This window comes from Prevotella amnii CRIS 21A-A (genome assembly GCF_000177355.1).
Classification (GTDB): Bacteria; Bacteroidota; Bacteroidia; order Bacteroidales; family Bacteroidaceae; genus Prevotella; species Prevotella amnii.
This window is the reverse complement of the sequence record NZ_ADFQ01000098.1, coordinates 1-21,856: the sequence shown is the minus strand read 5'-3', so window position 1 is coordinate 21,856 and position 21,856 is coordinate 1. Positions and strand designations below refer to the sequence as shown.

Here is a 21,856-nt window from a genome sequence, read left to right as displayed (position 1 = left end):
TGGAATTATTCATAGTTACATGGTTTAAAAGATTGTTATACTATATGTTTTGCTCTTCTGTTGGAAACTCCATCAGATATGCTTTTATAAAATCGTCTATCTTTCCGTTCATCACTCCTTCAACATCAGAAGTTTGATAATTAGTACGATGATCTTTAACACGCCTATCATCAAAGACATAACTACGTATTTGGCTACCCCATTCTATCTTCTTCTTTGCTGCCTCTACTTTAGCTTGTGCCTCCATACGCTTCTTCATCTCACGATTATATAGCTGCGATTTAAGAAGTTGCATTGCCTTTGCACGATTCTTTGGCTGATCGCGTGTTTCTGTGTTTTCTATTAATATCTCTTCCTTTTCTCCTGTATCTGGATCTTCATATTGATAGCGCAACCTTACTCCGGACTCCACTTTATTAACATTTTGTCCTCCTGCACCACTTGAACGGAAAGTATCCCAACTCACACGAGCAGGATCAACATATACCTCTATGGTATCATCGACTAATGGTGTAACGAAAACAGATGCAAAACTGGTCATTCTCTTACCTTGAGCGTTAAACGGACTTACTCTAACCAATCTATGTACTCCATTCTCACTCTTCAAATAACCATACGCATACTCACCCGATTCAAATTTCATTGTAACGCTCTTAATACCTGCCTCATCTCCTGAAAGAATATCAGATATTGTTACTTTATAACCATGAGCTTCTCCCCATCGCATATACATACGCATAAGCATCTCTGCCCAGTCTTGACTTTCTGTACCTCCAGCACCAGAATTAATCTTCATAACACACTCCATAGGATCCTCTTCCTGACGAAGCATATTCTTTAACTCTAAATCTTCAATGGTTGAAACTACTTTATTATACATAGTATCAACCTCGTCTTCAGTAACAAGTTTGTCTTTATAGAAATCGAAAGCTAATTGCAACTCCTCTGCTTGTGCTTTAGCTTTATCATAACCTTTCACCCATCGCTCTATCTCCTTTACCTTTTTCATCTGCTGACGAGCATAATCTGGACTCTCCCAGAAATCAGGAGCTTGTGTGCGAAGCTGTTCTTCTTCAAACTCTATACGTTTCTTATCAATACCTAAATAACGTTTTAAAGACTCGACACGCGAAAGTATATCTTTTAATTGATCGGATGTTATCATATAACTTTTATATTAACTCCGTTATATTTATACTAATGAAGAGGTAGTGTTGGTAAGATCTGTTTCTTCATACATAGCATTAATAATATTGGAGAAATTCTTTATCACTACAGAACGCTTTAATTTTAATGTATTTGTAAGCTCACCACTCTCCATAGAAAAATGATGTGCTAACAAAGTAAAACGCTTTATTTGTTCATACTGTGCCAGATGTTGCTGAAGAGTTTCTATACGATCGCGCATCATATCATTGACACGTTTGTCTGCACAAAGCTCCTCTCTGCTAGAAAAACTAATATTATGCTCCTTTGCCCACTGCTCCAACAAGCGAAAATCTGGTACAATAAGTGCAGAAACAAACTTACGCTGATCGGCTATTATTGCCACTTGCTCTACAAACTTATCTACAAGCAACATTCCCTCTACCATTTGCGGAGCTATATATTTACCGTTTGAGGTCTTGAATAAGTCCTTTATACGTTCTGTTAAAAATAATTCGCCATCTTTTAAATATCCTGCATCTCCTGTATGAAAAAATCCATCTTTATCGTAAGCTGCTGCTGTTATAGCATCGCGATGGTAATAACCCGGGGTTATTGTAGGACCTTTCAATAACACTTCGCTATCCTTACCTATACGTATCTCAATGCTATGGATAGGACGCCCCACAGAACCTATAGTATAAGGTTTACCTTTATGGTCGCAACTCACAGTAGCTAAGCTCTCTGTTAAGCCATAGCCCACGATCATATCTATACCAATACTATGCACAAACTCTTCTATCTCTGGAGATACATACGCGCCTGCTGTTGGAAAAATATTTGGATTAAGAAGTCCTAATTGCTTTCGAACTAAACTTAATACAGTGGAATTATAGAACCTATATTTAAGCTCCAAGCCTAAAGGAACTCTCTTTCCCTTAGACTTATAAAAGACATTACGACTACGACCTATATGCAAAGCCTTATAAAACAACCTACGTTGTAAGATGTTAGAACTATCCATACGATCCTTTACTGCAATATATACCTTCTCCCAAAAACGTGGCACTGCTGCCATACATGTAGGGTTTGTTTGCCTCATTGATGTGAGAATATCCTTAGGATCGGTATTCACTATTAGCTCCGTACCAAAAGTTAGAGCAAGATAAGCCCAACCGCGCTCAAAGACATGAGTAAAAGGTAAAAAATTAATAACCTTATCATGCTCTGTAAGAGGCACACAACGGCCATTAGCTTCCATAGCTGCATCAAACATCTTATACGTTAGAATAACACCCTTACTATCACCTGTTGTGCCACTTGTATATAAAATACAACAAATATCATCTAAAGAAGCCTCTCGCCATAAGTTCTCTACCTCTGACTGTCTTGGCAAATTAGCACCTATTTTTAGGAAGTCTTCAAAATAAAGCGCATTAGGATCGTGTGTACTAATACGCACATTTTTATCAAAAACAATAATACGCTCAAGTGTTGGGCATAGTGGAAAGATACGGTGTGCCTTATCATATTGCTCCTGTTCACCTACAAAAAGATATTTTATAGATGCATCTTGTATCATATATTGTATCTGTTGCTCAGAGCTGGTAGCATAAAACGGAATACTTATTGCACGTATACCATACGCCCCAAACTCTGTATATAGATACTCTACACAGTTCTGCGCAAACACACCTATAGTTTCTTGTGGCTTAACATTCAGATTAAGTAGTGCATTAGACACCTCTTTCACACGGGTAGAAAACTGATTCCAATCTACCGTTTTCCAGTCAGTCCCACCAAATTCTTTAAATTTAAGAACTGGCTTCTCACCAAATTTCTTTGCCTGCTCGTGAATAAGAACAGATAGGTGACATCTTGCTTGCATTGTTTTATAACGTTTATGTGATACTTATTTTTAATCAAGACCTTTTATGCAATAGATAAAAAAATATAATATTTATAACCTATAGCTTTTGCAAAAATAAGAAATATTAGTCAGAATAAGAAATAAATTAGCTTTAAAGTTATAAGAGAATATCATTATCTAATTAGCTACAATCTTAATAAGTTTTTAAGAATTATCCGTTCACAACTAACTTTCTTGTATTAATAGATAATGTTTTAGAAAGAAAAAGGTAAGAGTAAGTATAAGAAAAGTATATGTTTGAAAAAAGAAAAATAGGTTATTTTTACCTCAAAAATAAATTAAAAATATAATAAAAATAAATTATTTTTCCGTTTAATGGTTTATGTTTTCGTTTCTAAAATGATATACTTTTATATATTAAAAGACATGTATGACAAAAAAAAAACAAAAACTAAAGTCTAAAAAAAAAACATTAATTTAAGACTACTTTCTACCAAAGTCGGCAGGTATTTCGCCCCAACTTCTTGTTTCCCACTTCACTATAGGCACACGAAAAGTATGATCTCTAAGCCACAATTCAGCTCTTTTTACCATATTAAGCACCTCTTCGGTTTCAGAGCTACGTAATAAAGTAGTTTTGCATCGCTTTTTATTTACCCAAAGAATGGCATTATACGAATCGCTATATATAATCTTATCTGCTATTTTATGCTTCTCCATTAAGGCTAAAGCATGTACTATGGCTAGAAATTCACCTATATTATTAGTCCCCTTTATTGGTCCGAAATGAAAGAGTTGCTGCCCTGTAGCAAGGTCTATCCCGCGATATTCCATCTTACCAGGATTACCCGAGCAAGCTGCATCTACAGCCCACGCCGCCGCCTTTACCTCTATTGGTAAAGGCAACACCGTGTCATGTCTATAATCAGGAGGATTTATAATAACGCTCATATAAATTTTATTTTCCGCTAATTATCCTTATTCATTTTATCCTACATACGTTCTGGCACCTCAATGCCAAGCAAAGACATACCATTCTTAATAATCTTAGCCACATTATTTGCTATAACTAAGCGTGTAATCTTTTCCGCATCTGTATCGGCTCCAAGAATGCTATAATCGTGATAAAACTGGTTAAACTCCTTTGTAAGCTCATAGCAATAATTAGCTATACCACTAGGACTATAGTCTACACCTGCTTGTGCTACTGTAGAACCAAACTCATTTAGCTTCTGCACAAGGGCTATCTCCTTTTCATTTAAAGGAGATTTATCGGAAAGCATCTTTGGTATAGATATATGTTGTGCTTCTGCCTTACGCAATATACTACGAATACGCGCATAAGTATATTGTATGAAAGGACCCGTATTACCATTAAAATCTATCGATTCTTCAGGATTAAACAACATATTCTTACGTGCATCTACCTTTAATATGAAATATTTCAAAGCTCCCAAGCCTACGATACGAGCTATTTCGTTTTTCTCCTCTTCAGTAATACCTTCAAGCTTATTTACCTTATCCTCACTTAACTTTTTAGCATTCGCTATCATCGACTCTATCAAGTCATCGGCATCAACCACAGTCCCTTCACGGCTTTTCATCTTACCATTAGGCAACTCTACCATGCCATATGAGAAATGAACAAGATCTTTACCCCATTTAAAACCTAAACGATCCAAAAGTATTGAAAGCACCTGAAAATGATAGTTCTGCTCATTACCTACAACATAAATCATCTTATCTATAGGATAATCAGTAAAACGCATCTGAGCCGTTCCTATATCTTGTGTCATATATACAGATGTACCATCTGCACGAAGCAATAATTTCTGATCTAAACCTTCATTTGTTAAATCTGCCCAGACAGAATTATCATCTTTGCGGATAAAAAGCCCCTTGGCTAAGCCTTCTTCTACCTTCTTCTTACCAGCAAGATAAGTATTACTCTCATAATATATTTTATCAAAACTTACGCCTAAAGCTTTATAAGTTTCATCAAAGCCAGCATATACCCAACTGTTCATCTTAGCCCAAAGGCTACGCACTTCAGGGTCATTAGCTTCCCATTTAACAAGCATTTCGTGAGCCTCTTTCATCAATGGCGACTCCTTCTCTGCTCTCAACTTAGCCTCTTCTTCAGATAACCCATCAGCAAGAAACTTCTCTGTAAGCTCTTTTAGCTCCATACGATAATGCTTATCGAAAGCTACATAGAAATCGCCTATAAGATGATCGCCTTTCTTACCTGACTCTTCCGGAGTAATTCCATTACCCCACTTTAACCAAGCAAGCATAGATTTGCATATATGAATACCCCTATCATTAACAATATTAGTCTTTATAACCTTATTACCATTAGCTTCCATTATCCTTGCTAACGACCAACCTAAAAGATTATTACGAACATGGCCTAAATGAAGAGGCTTATTTGTGTTTGGAGAAGAATATTCTACCATTACAAGAGGACTCTCTTTTGTAATTTCCTTTTCGCCAAACTTATCTTTAGAACTAATATCATTAAGCAAACTTATCCATGCCTTCGAAGATATTACAAGGTTTAAAAAACCCTTTACCACATTATAAGAAGCAACAGCCGTACAGTTTGCCAAAAGATACTCGCCTATTTCCTGACCTGTTTGCTCTACACTCTTCTTAGATATTCTAAGCAATGGAAAAGTTACAAGAGTAAGATTACCCTCAAAATTAGTACGAGTCTTCTGTAGCTGCACCATGCTATCTGGCACTTCTACACCATATAAAAATTTAATGGCTGACAATGCAGCAACTGTTATCTGATGTTCTATATTCATATCTATATGTATATTTATGATATTTCAATACTGCAAAGGTATAGAAATTCAGCTAAATATAAAAGCAAATACAAAGGATATGCCCCCTTATTCATTATAATAGCATATAAATATAATTACCAATCTTTACGAAAAGGCTTATTATCATACACTATGTCATCATTATAAAAACTACGGGCAATAGTCTGCATCGCATTTATATTCATACGATAAAGACTGGGATCAAATCCAAACCACATAGTTCCACCATATCCCTTAGATACAATATCTTGAGCATAATAATTGGAAGTATAATAATTCCTTGAGCATTCATTAGAAGCTTGTATCATGCCTCTTCTACTTAAACCAGGATAATTATAACTCAAATCACTATATCTGCCATAATCTTGTATAGCAAAATCGATAAATTCACCTGGCTTTTTACCATTAACTGGCACCAATGAACCTGTACGACTATATACATAAACCTCAACTAAGCGATTATGACCTAAATACTCCTTTAAATAATAACATAAACGTGAAGTTGCATAAACATTAGACCGCTCAAAGCCAGGATAATCTCCCTCGTTACCATATTCATCATCCAGAAACACGCCATCTAAATCATAAGCATCACACATAGCCTTCATATTGCGAGCAAAGGCTTTAGCACCTTCTTCTGATAAATTAGTTATGCCTGCACGATCATGGTTAGGCAAAATACCCATAATAACCTTTATTCCTTTTTCACGTAAAGGATCTATATACTTCTCCTTATAATCAAGTAAATGTTGTACATTCTCATTATTCTTATTATAAACCTCCCCAGTCTCTTCATTATAATTGATATTGCCAGAAAAAAGCACTACCTGATCAAAAAAATATTTCTTACTATTTTTTAAAGTAAAACAAAGAGCATTAAGAGGATTAGAATCATTTACCTCAGGCATTGATATATTAATAAAAGGCTGTGCCTTATGACAATTAGGCATCTTAGAAATATCGCGAACCAAAAGAATAAAATTACCTCTTTCTGATATACCTATACCGTTATCACTGTTAATAGACAACGGTATAGCATAAGTGCTATTTTCTTTCAAATGCTCTGAAGTCTTATAAGCAACTGATATTGCCGTAGACTTATCTTCACCCTTTAGAATCTTAGCCGTTGTAGCAATAGACACCAATTCCTTAGGCATTATTTCATATTTAGTTCCATGCTTCTTATTATACTGCTCAAGTACAGAAGCATTATAAACTATAGTAAACTTCGCAACATCTGTAGCAGAACTATTAAGATTAACATACATATCTGTTTTACCTTTATTATTAAAGATAATTGAGTCTACTTCAGAAGCCCCATACTTATCCGTTATAAAACTTAAAGGTCTTTCAGAACTAACATATCGTTTCTCATCTAATCTAGGTAATTCAACACTATTCGAACAAGATGTTGCAAAAACTCCTATAAAAGAAGATAATATAATAATTTTTATAATATTTGCTTTCATGTTTTTTTTATTTTTATCTTTATGATAATGAATGATTTTATAAATTAGTAATACGTCTTTCACGTTTATTTCTCAGGAAGAGAAACATTTAACCATGACAGATTACTATTAGCAATAGCATCATTACCATTACCTGTAACATCTTTTACTATATTTCCTGAAGGCTCATCAAACTTCCAATAAGCAACAAGCCCATCAGTTTTAGGATCTACTGAATAAATATGAGATGATATTTCTTCTTTTGTACGAATAACTTTCCATACACGTACCTCCGAGATCCAACCATCTAAATAGCGTCCATTATCATAAGACTTTCCTATAAAAAAAGCACGATCACCAAAGCCATTAAGATTAACGTTTATAATACCAGCGTTTACCTTAGATTGTTCTTTTCCATCAACATAAATAATCATTTCTTGAGACTGTTTATCATAAGTCATCGCAACATGTATCCATTTGTTAATAGGTAATCCCTTAGAAGCATCTGGGGCTGGGAAATTCCCAGAATTAGTAGCTATCTGAATTTGATTACCTTTCCTATCAGCATCTCCTATACGAAATAAAAACTGACCTTCAATACCCATTACAGTTGTTATTAAACGACTAAAATCACGCACTTTTATAAGAGCCTCTAAAGTTACTTTCTGCATTTGTTCTACATCAGATGCAGTTTTCCAATTTACTGTTAGATAATTCTTATTAATATCAGCTACTACATTAATTAATGCTCCTGCTCGGAATACATAGTAATAATGCTTACTTGATGACAACAAAGCTATATCGTCAGTTTTTACTGTTATTGGTAATACATAAATTAAATCACGATTTAAAGAACTTAAATTCTTAAATTTAAATATCGCATCTGTCGATTTTACCGAATTAACTCCTACGGTTACTTTCCCTTTAACTACTTCATAACATTTATTTGGCAATATAACGGCATTAGCATAATAAGATTTATTATAAGTATTTACTATAGAAGGATCTACCACAAACTCTGCATTAACTTTATATTCAGCAGGACGAGCTAATGATAAATTCAAAGTCTTTGCCACATCTCCAATTGTACCCTTTATGATAGTCTCATTAATCATTGATTTTGCATCAATAAAACACTTATTGGTAAAGTATTCCTCTTTGTCATTCTGACAAGCTACAAACAACAATACTATCAAAGGTAAATATTTAATAAACTTCTTCATAATCTTTAGTTTTTAATAGAAGGATTCAATATGTTAATAGCTTTTCTCACAACAGGATAAGTAAAACTCGGGTGATAGTAATCTGAATTTATGTTTATCATAGCTAATCCTGCTATATCATATAATTCATGCTGAGCAGAAGCCCACTTTGCAGCACCTAATACGGCATATTTTTTCCCTACCCAATAACCTGTTTTACTATCTGTAGCATCAAAAGTATACATCATTACAGCAGGTAAAAATTTATTCAAAGGAACTCCTTCAACTACTGCGCTATTAATACACTTCATTACACCTGCTTCTGAAACTTCCTCAAAACACGGAATAATAATGTATTTAGATAACTTGAATATTTCTTTATTTATAACATTTTGAGGTTTGCCTTGAAAGATTAAAGTTTTATCGATATGTTTCTTAGCCCAATTCATAGCCATACCAATAAAGTTATTTTCCCATTCTGATAAAAGTTTTTTATCAGAATCCTCCATATAAAGTTTAAACTTACCATTATAACTTATAACAATCCCATCATAATTATACTTGCTACAGATGTCAAACGATATTTTTACAGAATCAGTTAGATAATCATTAAAACTTTTATATTTTTTATTTTTATTTCCAGGGACCTCAAAAAAGGCTTTTTTTTGAAGTGTATAAACAGCTTTTATCTTTTCAAAACTAATCTCATATAAAAACTTCATTGATTTTTTTTCACGCAGTTTTATCATATTTTCTAAATTATCCTTATTTATAGAATAAGGATTTGTAAGAACAATATAATCTATACTATCTGGAATAGCTTTAATTTGCTGTCCTTGTGAGTTAGGATATAAATGACTATTATCAAACCAAGCCATTGCTATTTTATGCTTACTTGCTTTATAATCACGTAGCTTAGTAAGATAATTATCATATAATTTAGCGTTTTGCGTTGATATCTCTGGCTCATTTATCTTTATCGTTTCAACATCTGTATTACAAGAACAAAAAGTAAAAGTAATAGCAATAGACAAACAAACCATGGAAAATGTAATATATTTCATATTTTTATTCTTAATTTTTATTTGTTTTTATAGCACAAATACCATATATAAACTTTAATTTTTCTTAGCCCACCAGACATCTATACCTTGTGAGTTAGCTCCTCCAAGTAATTGTAAAGCTTTCTCATAGTTTTGCTTATTATTGCTGTTTTCAGACTTAGGGTACATCATGCGACGTGCTCCTCTATTGCTATCAACAGTTCCCGCACTAAGATTTACTACTGCTGGCATTAACTTAGGGTATCCTGTACGACGAAATTCAGACCAAGCTTCATGCCCTAAAGGGAAATTAGCTATCCACTTTTGTGTAATAATACGCTCTAAACTCTTCTTAAAATTTCCATCTTCCCATTTTATTGTTATATCAGAAGGTACTTTACTAAAACTATAAGTACCTGCTGGATCAATGTAAGAAGCTGGCGTATTTTCGCTATCGTTCATATAACTCTCTGCGCCTGATACCTGCCATTGCTCAAATGACAATTTTATTCCTTTATTATAAAGCTCTTTAGCAGTAGCACTTCCCATTTTCCACCCGCGCAAAGCACCTTCTGCTTTCAAGAAAGCTACTTCTGCTGCATTCATCCACATTATGGGTGTATTGACCTTAACTTTATAATTAGAATAAGCATGTGCCACATCTGCATCTGGAATAGTAATACCGCTACGCAAACCTATATATTCATTATTAGCACCATCTAATGTTGATTTTGTAAACATAGCTTCACGTCTAGGATCTTTATACCCATTCATAAAGGTTATAATATTAGCATTCACACGTGAATCTCCACCATTATATTCATACATTACTACATAAAAAGGATTTTTACCTGCTTGTTTATAAAACGCATTATCACTATTATCTTGCATCACTCCTATAGAATGATTGACAGCACTTTCTGCCATTTCCTTCGCTTTTTTAGGCTCCACGTTTACAATACGCATAGCCATTCTTAGCTTTAATGAGTTTGCTAAACGAATCCATTTTATCACCTTACCTTCATAAACATGATCAGCTTTTGGTGAAAAATCCTCTGTTTGATGTTTTGTCAATACTTCTATATCAGAATTTAGCTGCTCAAACATTTTATTATATATATCTTTCTGTGTATCATAAGGTGCCTTAATCTCTCCATTTTGACCTATCTTTGAATAAGGTATAGGTCCATAAGCATCTGTGATACGTTGCATAGCCAACACCTTAACAATGTCTGCTACAGCTATTGGTACAGGATTGATAGTATCTTTTGTTACAGGATCTATCATCTGCTCACTTACTTTTTTAACATTAACAAAAACTTTAGGTATAATATCTTTAAACAAAGATGCGCTCCAACCATCTTCTGGAACAAATGTAGAAAAGTTTTTATTATTAAATCCCGAATTACTATCAGACAAATACCCTCCCATAGTACCACCACCTAAACAATCTGTAAATTGTAAAGTATTAATATCAGCAGGAATAGCCCAATCAGATAAATTGACCATAGCAGAACTTAAGCTATACCCTTCGCGCTGCATCTCTTTACTATCTACCCCATAAGGGTTTCTGTTCATTGCTTCATATCCATCTGTACATGCAGTTATAAAAACCCCAGTGGCTACGGTTAATAAATATACTATAATATGTTTCATTTTCATAATTAAAATTTAAGTTTCACATTAAAACCTATATTTCTTGTACTTGGCGTCATAAAACGGTCAATACCTTGATAATAGTTGCCTGTTGTAGCAATAGATTCAGGATCAAAAGGAGCCTTACAATATAAAAACAACAAGTTACGCCCCACTATAGACAAAGATAACTCTCCTAATCCAAAGAGTTGTTTCTTCTTAAATGTATATCCAAAGATAGCTTCTTGTAAACGAATATTTGTAGCACTATAAGTATAATATTGTGGAATGCCATCAGCTTGTCCGATTGCCGAATACCAAGCCTCTGGAGAGATTCTATCTTCACCATTTACTAACACATAACCCTTATCACGTGCTGCTGCAGAAGATTCTGATACACCATACTTATCTAAAGTAGCTTGTGTAGCTGAATAAACAATACCTCCGAAACGCGAAGTTATCATAAAGCCAAAATTAAAACCTTTATAACTGAAATCGTTGCGCCAAGCCATATTGCTCTTAGGTAATACTGACCCGAGGTATATCTCTCCTACATTATTATCACGGTAAACAGTACCATTATTATCTACATACACTTTCCCTTCACTATCGCGTTTGATATCTACAGTAGAATAAAGATCGCCTAAAGTTCCTCCTTCTTTTAATATAAATTTAGCATTACCTAAACCACCCATAACCAAACGGTCTTTATTTATTATAACTCCTGTCTCTGGATGTACATAATTACGTACCAGCTCATTTATCTTATTCTTATTAGCTGATAAAGTATAGTTAGTAGACCATACGAAATTTCCCCATTTCTTATTATATCCTAAAGACAGTTCTATACCTTTATTAGACACGTCTCCAGTCTGTATATATAAGGCACTATATCCTGACGACACAGAAATATCTGGATTAAAGGTTTGATTATAAGTGCGTGTTACATAATAAGTAACATCGAGATTGAAATGATTAAACAACTTTGTTTGCAAACCAAACTCCAAAGAGTTTGTTGTTTCTGGTTTTAAATTATAAATAGGATAAATGGTCTGTGTTTTCCATTGTTTATTATTATTATCCCATTCATATACAGGGTTAGCATACCATCTTGGAAAAGGAATACCTACTTTTGCAAAAGACCCACGCACCTTTAAATAATTTATCTGTTTTGGCAATTTAAAAGTCTCTGAAACTATCCATGATGTTCCTACAGAAGGATAAAAGAAAGAAGAGGTATTAGAGTGTGGACCTGCCAACATTGATGGCCAATCATTACGTCCTGTAATTGTAAGGTAAAGCTGATTAGCCAAACCTATTTCCATACTTCCAAATAACGATTTTGTTTGGTCATGATAACCTTCTTGTATTTTCTTTTCTGTCTTACCATCTAACTGGTAAATATTAAAGACATTTGGAATAAGATCCTCTCGAATGGAACCATCATTACCAAAACCACATTGCTTAATATCTGAAATAGATGCACCTAAAAAGGCTGATAAAGATAACTTGTCATGTAAAAAACTTTTGTTGGCATTTATCATCATATCGCCATAAGTCTGCTTATTATCTGTATTACGCAAGGCATACGAGCCATTAACCCCTGCTAAAGTACGATTAGTTGTTGCATAATTTTTTACTTCATAAGAGTTCGTAGCATTATCTATACGTATTCGAGCACTGGCACTTAACCAATCATTTAACATGTAGCTAATACCTGCATTAAACATATAACGATATTTTTTATTAGTACGAACATTACGATACGCTACCCAATAAGGATTCTGACCAACATATTCACTAAGAAGATTACCCCAATTCTGTACATATATACCACGCTGACTATCCCAACGTTCATACATCTTCATGCTCTCATTTGAGTTACCTCGTGGATATAGGTAAGCTGTTAGCAAAGGATTACCATAAACACCCTGATTAGTCATATTGCGATCGTTTTGTATAATATAACTTGCTCCTAAGTCTAATGTCATTTTATTATCAAGCAATTTGCTTGTATTACGAATAGAAAAGTTATAGCGATTATAATGATTGTTTGGGATTATTCCACTACTATTTAAAGCATTAGCCGAAAAAAACGTTTGGTTAGTCTTAGTTCCTGTAGAAAGTGTAAAGCCTTCTGTTGTTATAATACCTGTTTTTAAGAAATCCTTTAAAGGGTCATATCCCTGATAATTAGCTTCATTAAGCAGCTTTCCCCAGCTATAAGAATCTGTACCATTATCATGAATACTACTACCAGTACCATAACGATTTTGAAATTTTGGTAAACGAAAAGCTGTTGCTACCTCTGTTGTCTGACTTACTGTAAATTCGGTCTTTCCTACATTTCCTTTCTTTGTTGTAATGATAATAGCACCATTTGATGCACGATTACCATATAAAGCTGCAGCTGCAGCACCTGTAAGCACTGACATCGACTCAATATCTGCTGGATTAATGTCCGCAATTGCTTCTGTAACACCTTTAGAATCGAACTCAGAACCACCTTCTTCTCCTTGGTTAAACATAGGAATACCATCAACTACATATAAGACATTACTACTTTGCTCTATACTTCGTGTTCCTCGCATCACCACCTTTGACGCTCCGCCTATACCTGAAGAAGATGTATTAATATTTACACCTGCAACCTTACCATTCAAAGAATTAATAAAATTAGCATCTTTGTTTTTCAACATATCATCTCCTTTGACCTGCTGCACATTATAGCTTAAAGCTTTCTGCTCACGCTTTATACCAAGAGCCGTAACAACTACCTCATTAAGCTCTTTGGTATCCGCTTTCAGCAATATGCTCTGTGTACCTGCCACTACTTTTTGCTCCTTTGACAGATAACCAATATAAGAACACTCTAATATGTCCCCATTATTAGCTTTTATGGAAAACATACCATCTAAATCGGTAACGGCAACTTTATTTGTTCCCTTTACCTTAACAGTTACACCAATGAGCGGCTCGCCAGAGGTATCGATAACCTTACCTGTAACATTGTTTGTCTGCGCATTAGCCGACATTGACAAAGAAAACATTACAGCAAAAGCTATGAAAACTTTCTTTATCCTCCGAACTTTTGAATACGAAAAATTGAATAGATCTTTAATCATACTACTATTTTAGGATTAAACTAATAAAATATCGTTTGTAAAATTGTATAATTTAAATATATTAATGGAACCGCAATAACAAGACATATCTATATACGCCTCATACTACTTTATCCCATAAAGTAACATTCTTTTTATTTAGGTAAAAGGGTTTTTAATTATAATGTTTCTAATTCGATGCAAAGATAATTATTTATACCCAAACGAAGTAAAAAAATATTATATTTTTAAAACTATTTTTTTTTTACACTATTCCATAATACTGCTATAAGCATTTTTAATGGTATCTAAAGATTATTTTTCTTGCTTTGCCTTTTTATTATAAGACAAAACAACTATAAAAAACACTTTCTTACATACTAAAAATAATGTTTATAACGGCATAAGATAAGATATTAAACATAAAAACAATATCTATTATTATTAAAATTAGGTTATTTTTAGTATGTTTTTAATTTATTTTTTGTCTATTTTTAATTTATTTTTCTATAAATAAAAACCCATTTCCTCACACTAAGCATCAGCTTTTGCAAGGAAACAGGTCATAGTTTGCTATGTGAAATACTATTATTTATATTAAATCAAACAACGGTATATACATTTTATCATTACATATACGATACAGTATTATATCATATCTAAAAAATATTGATGTATTCGTGTGTCGCTATTAAGCTCTGGGTGAAACGAAGTAACAAGCATATTGCGCTCACGCGCAGCTACTATATTACCATTAACTACAGAAAGAACCTTTACTTTACTGCCCACCTTTTTTATAAAAGGAGCACGTATAAAAGTCATAGGAACATCTTTATCTATTCCCTCAAATGGTGCCATGGTATAAAAACTACCCAACTGACGACCATAAGCGTTACGCATGGCAGTTATGTCCATTACAGCAAGCTGAGACTGTGTGTGCGTATTTTCGCTATCGCCTTCAACGTTTTTAGCTAACAAGATTAATCCTGCACAAGTGCCAAAGACAGGTAAGCCTTCTTCTATCGACTTTCGGATAGGAGTTTGCAAACCTAAGTCGACAAGAAGTTTTCCTATAGTAGTGCTTTCTCCACCCGGAATAATTAAAGCATCTTTAGATTGCTGCCAATCTGATAGTTTACGTATTTCAAAAAAATCTACACCTAAACGTTGTAGCATCTCTTCATGCTCAAGAAAAGCTCCCTGAAGTGCTAATATTGCTACTCTCATTGCCCACGTTCTGCCATGATTACCTCTATTTCTTGCTCATTGATACCAACCATAGCTTCACCTAAGTCTTCCGAAATTTCTGCCAATACATTAGGATCGTTATAATTAGTAACAGCTTTAACTATAGCTGCTGCACGTTTTTCAGGATTACCACTCTTAAAAATACCAGAACCTACAAACACACCCTCTGCACCTAACTGCATCATAAGAGCAGCATCGGCAGGTGTAGCCACACCACCAGCAGCAAAATTGACAACAGGCAATTTACCATTTTCATGAACCCACTTTACCAATTCATAAGGAGCCTGTAGCTGCTTAGCGGCTTCAAAAAGCTCATCACCACACATACTTACTAAGCGGCGTATCTCTGCTTGCATCAAGCGCATATGTGATACTGCTTGCACAACATCTCCTGTGCCCGGCTCACCCTTAGTACGAATCATAGTAGCTCCTTCCTGTATTCGGCGTAAAGCTTCACTAAGATTACGAGCACCGCAAACAAAAGGCACATCAAACTGTGTCTTATCTATATGGTAAACATTATCAGCTGGCGAAAGCACTTCGCTTTCGTCTATATAATCTATCTCTATAGCCTGTAGAATTTGCGCTTCAGCTATATGACCTATACGACATTTTGCCATTACCGGAATGGTAACTGCCGCTTGTATACCTTTAATCATTTTAGGATCGCTCATACGGCTAACACCGCCAGCAGCACGAATATCTGCAGGTATACGTTCCAATGCCATTACGGCACAAGCACCAGCGGCCTCTGCTATACGTGCTTGTTCAGGAGTTGTTACGTCCATAATAACACCACCTTTTAGCATTTGTGCTAAATTGCGGTTTAATGTTTGTCTTTCGTTACTCATCTTATTAAATATTTTAAATTGTTATTCTGTCTTTCTAAAGTGTATAAATGTAAGCGATAATAAAGCACACAAAAAGCATTAACGCTTACTATTTCTCCTTCTAAACTCACTTGGTGTAAGTCCGGTTTGCTTCTTAAAATACTTTGTAAACTGTGCTTGCGAACCAAACTTAAAGTTATACGCTACCTCTTGTATAGTAAGCATAGTAGATAATAGCCTGTTTGAAATAGTTTCTGTCAAAGCTTTATCTATTATATTCTTAGGATTCTTACCTGACACCTTATGAGTTACCTGCGAAAGATAAGTGGGAGAAACGTTTAAGCAATCAGCATAAAAAGCAACATCTCTATTAGTAGCATTATGCTGCTGTACTGCTGTTAAGAACTCGTTATAAAGTTGCGCACTGCGTCCTATCAGGCTTTCTTCATGTTTTACAAAAGTATTAGCATAGTCCATAGCTTTAGCAATGGCATTATTTACTAACTTTTCTGTATTAAGATATACTGCCAATGCCGATGAAAAAACATTAGAAAAGCCATGACCATGCGGATTATCAAGCACAATAACACGCGTATCTTCAAAGAAATCCCTTTCAGTAAACTTTTCTTTATCTCGTTCTCTTAACACTACAATAGAGCATAAAGGTAACAACTTGCAGCGTATTAATGCTACAACATCATCTGATAATAATTCGTCTCCATTACTTGCTGTTATAACAGGGTCATAAACAACAAATTTAGGACGATACTTCTGCAACGTTTCTACAACGACATCTAAGGTTTCGGCATTACGAACCAACCCTATACGCATCGTATCTGGTTGTACATCATTGATAATTGCCTCTATTTGTCCACGAACAGCAGCTGCAGGCAAGTCGTACACCGACTGAATACCTAAAGTGTTCTGCATCGTTATAGAAGTAATAGCCGATACAGCACGGCCTCCTAAGGACGATATAGTTTTTATATCTGCCTGAATACCTGAACCACCAGTACCATCAGATCCTGTTATGGATAATATAATAGCCATATATATTAAGCTCTTTTACTATACTTACAAAGTAAAAATAAATATTTTATATGTGCAAGTAACGTTTGTAAACTGACAAAAAAAACTAAAGTTTTACTAAACATTCATATCTATAACCCCATAATTTAATGTAAGCTCGACTAATTCACATTAAATTATCAAACAAATAATAAATCTCAAAATAAAATATGACGCACCTTATCTATTAGGTGCGCCATATCTATATTAAAACATACAATGTTACAATTACCCCACTTGGCTACCTGGTTTTACCTTGCTAAGTGTAGTAGTTACAGCAAGCGAACCATCAAAATTGACCGCAGAAAGTATCATACCCTGACTCTCTATGCCCATCATCTTGCGTGGAGGGAAGTTAGCTACAAACAAAACATCTTTACCTATAAGCTGTTCTGGCTCATAATAAGCAGCTATACCACTAAGGATAGTACGTTCCGTACCAGAGCCATCATCAATGCTGAACTTTAATAGTTTCTTGCTTTTTTTTACTTTTTCGCAATTAACAATGTGTCCTACACGAATATCGAGCTTCTCAAACTCATCAAACAAAACACTTTCCTTAATTGGTGCAGCTTTACTATTAGCTTCCTCGTTTGCCTTTTTTGTAGCTTCAAGCTTCTTTAGCTGTGCCTCTATAACATCATCTTCTATCTTTTCAAAGAGCAAATGCGGCTCTGCTAACTGATGACCTGCTTTAAGAAGATCGGTAGAACCTAACTCGCTCCAGTCGTATGTTGTCATATTAATAAGCTTACGTAGCTCTGCAGAACTAAATGGCAAGAAAGGTTCGAAGGCTATACTTAGATTAGCAACCAATTGCAGTGAAATATTCAATACCGTTTCCACTCGCTTAGGATCGGTCTTCCACACTTTCCAAGGCTCACATTCTGTTATATAACGATTACCTATTCGGGCTAAGTTCATTGCCTCTTTTTGTGCTTCACGAAACTTAAATGCGTCTAAAGATGCCTCTACCTTTTCCTTTACATCTTTAAATTCGGCAATAACCTGCTTATCTATATCCTTTAATTCGCCACAAGGAGGCACTATACCGTTCCAATACTTTTTGGTTAATTGTAAAGCACGATTAACGAAATTCCCATAAATAGACACCAGTTCCGAGTTGTTACGTTCCTGAAAATCCTTCCATGTGAAGTTATTATCCTTTGTCTCTGGTGCGTTAGCTGTTAATACATAACGTAAGACATCTTGCTTACCCGGAAAATCAACTAAATACTCATGTAACCAAACAGCCCAATTTTTGCTGGTAGATATTTTGTCATTCTCAAGATTTAAAAACTCATTAGCAGGTACGTTATCTGGTAAAATATATCCACCATGTGCCTTTAACATTATAGGAAAAATTATGCAATGGAACACAATATTATCTTTTCCTATAAAATGTATCAAACGTGTTTCTGGATCTTTCCACCACTTTTCCCAATTTCCAAATCGTTCTGGCTCTTTATCGCACAGCTCTTTAGTGTTAGAAATATAACCTATGGGAGCATCAAACCAAACGTAGAGCACCTTACCCTCTGCCCCCTTTACAGGCACAGGTATACCCCAGTCTAAGTCGCGCGTCATCGCACGTGGCTGCAAATCCATATCCAGCCAACTCTTACACTGACCATATACATTAGAACGCCACTCCTTATGCTCTTTTAATATCCATTCTTTGAGCCACTCCTGATAATTATTTAGTGGTAAATACCAGTTTTTTGTATTCTTCAACACAGGCTTCGAGCCAGATATTGTAGAACGAGGATTCTTCAATTCCAAAGGACTAAGATCCGAACCACACTTCTCGCACTGATCTCCATATGCATTAGGATTACCACAATGTGGGCATTCGCCCATCACATATCTATCAGCCAAAAACTGTTTTGCACTTTCATCGTATAGCTGCTCACCTTCTTTTTCTATCAGCTTACCGTCCTCATAAAGCTTTTTAAAGAAATCGCTTGCAAACTTATTATGAACATTGCTTGTAGTACGGCTATATACATCAAACGAAATACCAAACTCATTAAATGAATCTTTTATCATCTTATGGTATCTATCGCACACATCTTGAGGGGTTATACCTTCCTTTCTTGCACGAATAGTAATAGGCACTCCATGCTCATCAGATCCACCTATAAAAATTACTTCTTGCTTTTTAAGACGAAGATAACGCACATAAATGTCTGAAGGAACATATACACCAGCAAGATGACCGATATGAACACCACCATTAGCATAAGGCAATGCGGCTGTAACAGTGGTACGTTTAAATTTCTTTTCTTCCATATATGGTTTACTATTGTTTCTATTGCAAAGTTACTTCAATTTAAATAAATAGCAAAGCTTATTGTATTCTAATACTTTTACCTGCCTGATAGCAAGCTATAGTACGCTCACCTTTCTTATAAATATCTTCACTGCCTTGCATATCAAGTACAAAACCATTAGCTTTTACTTGTGCCACAAGATTATTATAAGCAGGTAAGTTAAATACTGCTATAATTATAGCACCATCTTTAAACGCAATATAACTCGACACACCTTTAGCTAAAGGTTTAGGATAATCGGCATAAGCAGTCTTGGTAAGTAGCTTAGAAAGTACACAATTCTTATAATACATCTTAGAAAAATTGTCTAAACGATATACCTCATACCCTTTCTTTAGCTTATATCCATACTTCTTTGTTATAACAGGTATGAGGTTAGGCGTTTCATACATCTCTACAGCTTCTGCTACAGATATTACATCACTAATAGGAAGTACACTCTCCACTGTATCATGGGGTATATCCTTGACACTTGTAGTAATAACTTTTTGCTTTGTACCACAACTCACCAACACCAGCATAAAACCTATTATGAAGGCTATTTGTAATCTTTTATTTTTCATCTTCTTTGTTTTTATTGTTCTTTTTACTATCTATTTTTATTTTAATGCACGTCTATTTTCTTCATTAAACAAGTAAGTTCTTAACATAATCTTGAGTTTCCTTTCTTGATACAGTTCTTATTCCTGTCTTTGATACATATAATATTATATCAGCAAAGTGTGTAGCAAGATCTATATCATGAGTAGAAAGCAATATTATCTTATCTAACTTATGTGCTACTTTGGTAAGTAACTTATAACAATCTACCTTTGAAGGAAAATCAAGAAAAGCAGTAGGCTCATCTAAAAGAATAATAGGAGTTTCCTGTGCTAATGCTTTTGCTATCATTACCTTTTGCATCTCTCCATCTGATAAAGTATTTATCAACCTGCCCTTTAAACTGTTTATACCTACTCTATTAATAGAATCTTCTATTACCTGTTTATCTTCCTTGCATAATATCCCCCAAAAACCTGTATAAGGAGATCTGCCCATACCTATCACCTCTTCCACTGTTACATTCTGAATATCTGGCTTTGTGGTAAGTACTACACTTATTTTATGTGCTAATTCTTTACAAGACAATACTGATAAACTAATATTATTAATAAAAATATCACCCTTTAGCTTTGGCAAAAAGCCTGAAAGAGTTTTTAAAAAGGTAGACTTACCTACTCCATTAGCACCTATCAAGCAAGTCAATTTGCCACTATTTATCTCAATATTAATATCAGATATTATATTATAATGTCTTTGATAGCCTATATCAAGATGTGAAACAGTAAATTGCATACAACCTTTATATTTTTAAAAACTTATTTATCCTATAATAAAGAATCCTCTTTTAAAGGAATTAAAACTGCGAAATTAATCATATTCTTTTATTTTCGCAAATATGACTATTACTTTTTAATTTAATAAATATAAAAATAATCCAACATCAACAGCTTTACCAAATTTTTATATTTACATACTTCCACACCTGCATACATGCTATCCCATGTATAAGACTGTTCCTGTTTTTTGTACCATTCAATATATATTAACACTTCAAAATAGCACAACCTTTCCTACATAAGCCACCTTTAGTTATATAACAACTCTTACTTTTTTAATATATAATTCATACTACTATAACTTATTAACCCAAGTTTAACCGGCAAAATTATTTTTCATAAATTTTCGGGATATTTTGTGTAGTATTAATTTGATAAATGATTGATAATCAAGTGTAGGGTATTGTAACGAGGGGCAAAAACCGATTTGTAGGACACAGTCATATCAAAATTATTTTGTTACTTTGCACTAATGCACGCAAATGTACAGACACGATTCAATCCTGCCACAGGCGACATGGCTCCTTATTATCGCATCAAGGAGTCATATCATGACGTGCAGGGTCATGTACATTCGCTAATTTTGTTGAACATCGGGTTCGAACCTTCACTTACTGCTGTAGAGGTTCGAAAAATTGTATACGCTCTTACCGAACGCTTCAAAAATAGAAGTACACCCTCGCTTTTTAAGGAACGTCTTGACGAACTTACTCCTA

Annotated in this window: 15 protein-coding genes and 1 pseudogene; 1 reads left to right on the top strand and 15 read right to left on the bottom strand. The window is 34.4% G+C overall.

From position 1 onward, the window contains the following. Positions 1-40: 40 nt before the first annotated feature. The 15 genes from prfB to HMPREF9018_RS09040 form a co-directional block, all read right to left on the bottom strand. Positions 41-1,165 (bottom strand): peptide chain release factor 2, encoded by a 1,125-nt coding sequence (gene prfB / locus HMPREF9018_RS09110; protein WP_008450807.1) that lies wholly within the window; start codon positions 1,163-1,165, stop codon positions 41-43. Positions 1,166-1,192: 27 nt separating this feature from the next. Beyond that, positions 1,193-3,034: an AMP-dependent synthetase/ligase gene (locus HMPREF9018_RS09105; protein ID WP_008450805.1), complete on the bottom strand. Its 1,842-nt coding sequence runs from the start codon at positions 3,032-3,034 to the stop codon at positions 1,193-1,195. A 465-nt stretch (positions 3,035-3,499) separates the two neighbouring features. After that, complete coding sequence (locus HMPREF9018_RS09100) at positions 3,500-3,967, bottom strand: RNase H family protein (protein ID WP_008450789.1); 468 nt, start codon at positions 3,965-3,967, stop codon at positions 3,500-3,502. Positions 3,968-4,008: 41 nt separating this feature from the next. Further along, on the bottom strand, positions 4,009-5,829 hold the full coding sequence (argS, locus tag HMPREF9018_RS09095) for an arginine--tRNA ligase (RefSeq protein ID WP_008450827.1): 1,821 nt from the start codon (positions 5,827-5,829) through the stop codon (positions 4,009-4,011). A 116-nt stretch (positions 5,830-5,945) separates the two neighbouring features. Further along, a complete protein-coding gene (locus HMPREF9018_RS09090) occupies positions 5,946-7,319 on the bottom strand; it encodes a BT_3987 domain-containing protein (protein ID WP_039864815.1) in 1,374 nt (457 codons plus the stop codon). A gap of 65 nt (positions 7,320-7,384) precedes the next feature. Then, the gene (locus HMPREF9018_RS09085) at positions 7,385-8,521 is read right to left on the bottom strand and encodes a DUF1735 and LamG domain-containing protein (protein WP_008450850.1); all 1,137 of its coding nucleotides are present in this window, start codon (positions 8,519-8,521) and stop codon (positions 7,385-7,387) included. A 5-nt stretch (positions 8,522-8,526) separates the two neighbouring features. Continuing rightward, a complete protein-coding gene (locus HMPREF9018_RS09080; RefSeq protein ID WP_008450795.1) occupies positions 8,527-9,564 on the bottom strand; it encodes a glycoside hydrolase family 18 in 1,038 nt (345 codons plus the stop codon). A 54-nt stretch (positions 9,565-9,618) separates the two neighbouring features. Beyond that, positions 9,619-11,205, bottom strand: a complete 1,587-nt coding sequence (locus tag HMPREF9018_RS09075) for a RagB/SusD family nutrient uptake outer membrane protein (RefSeq protein ID WP_008450826.1) — start codon at positions 11,203-11,205, stop codon at positions 9,619-9,621. Between the two features lie 2 nt (positions 11,206-11,207). After that, a complete protein-coding gene (locus HMPREF9018_RS09070; protein ID WP_039864813.1) occupies positions 11,208-14,213 on the bottom strand; it encodes a SusC/RagA family TonB-linked outer membrane protein in 3,006 nt (1,001 codons plus the stop codon). 717 nt (positions 14,214-14,930) lie between these two features. Continuing rightward, a complete protein-coding gene (gene pdxT / locus HMPREF9018_RS09065) occupies positions 14,931-15,509 on the bottom strand; it encodes a pyridoxal 5'-phosphate synthase glutaminase subunit PdxT (protein ID WP_008450814.1) in 579 nt (192 codons plus the stop codon). Next, the gene (gene pdxS / locus HMPREF9018_RS09060) at positions 15,506-16,381 is read right to left on the bottom strand and encodes a pyridoxal 5'-phosphate synthase lyase subunit PdxS (RefSeq protein ID WP_008450803.1); all 876 of its coding nucleotides are present in this window, start codon (positions 16,379-16,381) and stop codon (positions 15,506-15,508) included. The genes pdxT and pdxS overlap by 4 nt, the downstream gene beginning before the upstream one ends. Before the next feature lie 78 nt (positions 16,382-16,459). Next, positions 16,460-17,410 (bottom strand): bifunctional hydroxymethylpyrimidine kinase/phosphomethylpyrimidine kinase, encoded by a 951-nt coding sequence (locus HMPREF9018_RS09055; protein WP_008450855.1) that lies wholly within the window; start codon positions 17,408-17,410, stop codon positions 16,460-16,462. 246 nt (positions 17,411-17,656) lie between these two features. Beyond that, on the bottom strand, positions 17,657-19,720 hold the full coding sequence (gene metG, locus HMPREF9018_RS09050) for a methionine--tRNA ligase (RefSeq protein ID WP_008450820.1): 2,064 nt from the start codon (positions 19,718-19,720) through the stop codon (positions 17,657-17,659). A gap of 58 nt (positions 19,721-19,778) precedes the next feature. Beyond that, the gene (locus HMPREF9018_RS09045; protein WP_008450791.1) at positions 19,779-20,324 is read right to left on the bottom strand and encodes a hypothetical protein; all 546 of its coding nucleotides are present in this window, start codon (positions 20,322-20,324) and stop codon (positions 19,779-19,781) included. Positions 20,325-20,388: 64 nt separating this feature from the next. Continuing rightward, positions 20,389-21,096: an ABC transporter ATP-binding protein gene (locus tag HMPREF9018_RS09040; RefSeq protein ID WP_008450852.1), complete on the bottom strand. Its 708-nt coding sequence runs from the start codon at positions 21,094-21,096 to the stop codon at positions 20,389-20,391. 516 nt (positions 21,097-21,612) lie between these two features. On the opposite strand from HMPREF9018_RS09040, the pseudogene HMPREF9018_RS09035 reads away from it, so the two are divergent. Further along, a pseudogene (locus HMPREF9018_RS09035) lies at positions 21,613-21,856 on the top strand (IS1634 family transposase); the annotation flags it as partial.

Excerpts from the sequence above, each read along its gene's own strand:
- prfB (WP_008450807.1), bottom strand. The coding sequence starts at position 1,165 with ATGATAACATCCGATCAATTAAAAGATATACTTTCGCGTGTCGAGTCT.
- HMPREF9018_RS09105 (WP_008450805.1), bottom strand. The coding sequence starts at position 3,034 with ATGCAAGCAAGATGTCACCTATCTGTTCTTATTCACGAGCAGGCAAAG.
- HMPREF9018_RS09100 (WP_008450789.1), bottom strand. The coding sequence starts at position 3,967 with ATGAGCGTTATTATAAATCCTCCTGATTATAGACATGACACGGTGTTG.
- argS (WP_008450827.1), bottom strand. The coding sequence starts at position 5,829 with ATGAATATAGAACATCAGATAACAGTTGCTGCATTGTCAGCCATTAAA.
- HMPREF9018_RS09090 (WP_039864815.1), bottom strand. The coding sequence starts at position 7,319 with ATGAAAGCAAATATTATAAAAATTATTATATTATCTTCTTTTATAGGA.
- HMPREF9018_RS09085 (WP_008450850.1), bottom strand. The coding sequence starts at position 8,521 with ATGAAGAAGTTTATTAAATATTTACCTTTGATAGTATTGTTGTTTGTA.
- HMPREF9018_RS09080 (WP_008450795.1), bottom strand. The coding sequence starts at position 9,564 with ATGAAATATATTACATTTTCCATGGTTTGTTTGTCTATTGCTATTACT.
- HMPREF9018_RS09075 (WP_008450826.1), bottom strand. The coding sequence starts at position 11,205 with ATGAAAATGAAACATATTATAGTATATTTATTAACCGTAGCCACTGGG.
- HMPREF9018_RS09070 (WP_039864813.1), bottom strand. The coding sequence starts at position 14,213 with ATGTCGGCTAATGCGCAGACAAACAATGTTACAGGTAAGGTTATCGAT.
- pdxT (WP_008450814.1), bottom strand. The coding sequence starts at position 15,509 with ATGAGAGTAGCAATATTAGCACTTCAGGGAGCTTTTCTTGAGCATGAA.
- pdxS (WP_008450803.1), bottom strand. The coding sequence starts at position 16,381 with ATGAGTAACGAAAGACAAACATTAAACCGCAATTTAGCACAAATGCTA.
- HMPREF9018_RS09055 (WP_008450855.1), bottom strand. The coding sequence starts at position 17,410 with ATGGCTATTATATTATCCATAACAGGATCTGATGGTACTGGTGGTTCA.
- metG (WP_008450820.1), bottom strand. The coding sequence starts at position 19,720 with ATGGAAGAAAAGAAATTTAAACGTACCACTGTTACAGCCGCATTGCCT.
- HMPREF9018_RS09045 (WP_008450791.1), bottom strand. The coding sequence starts at position 20,324 with ATGAAAAATAAAAGATTACAAATAGCCTTCATAATAGGTTTTATGCTG.
- HMPREF9018_RS09040 (WP_008450852.1), bottom strand. The coding sequence starts at position 21,096 with ATGCAATTTACTGTTTCACATCTTGATATAGGCTATCAAAGACATTAT.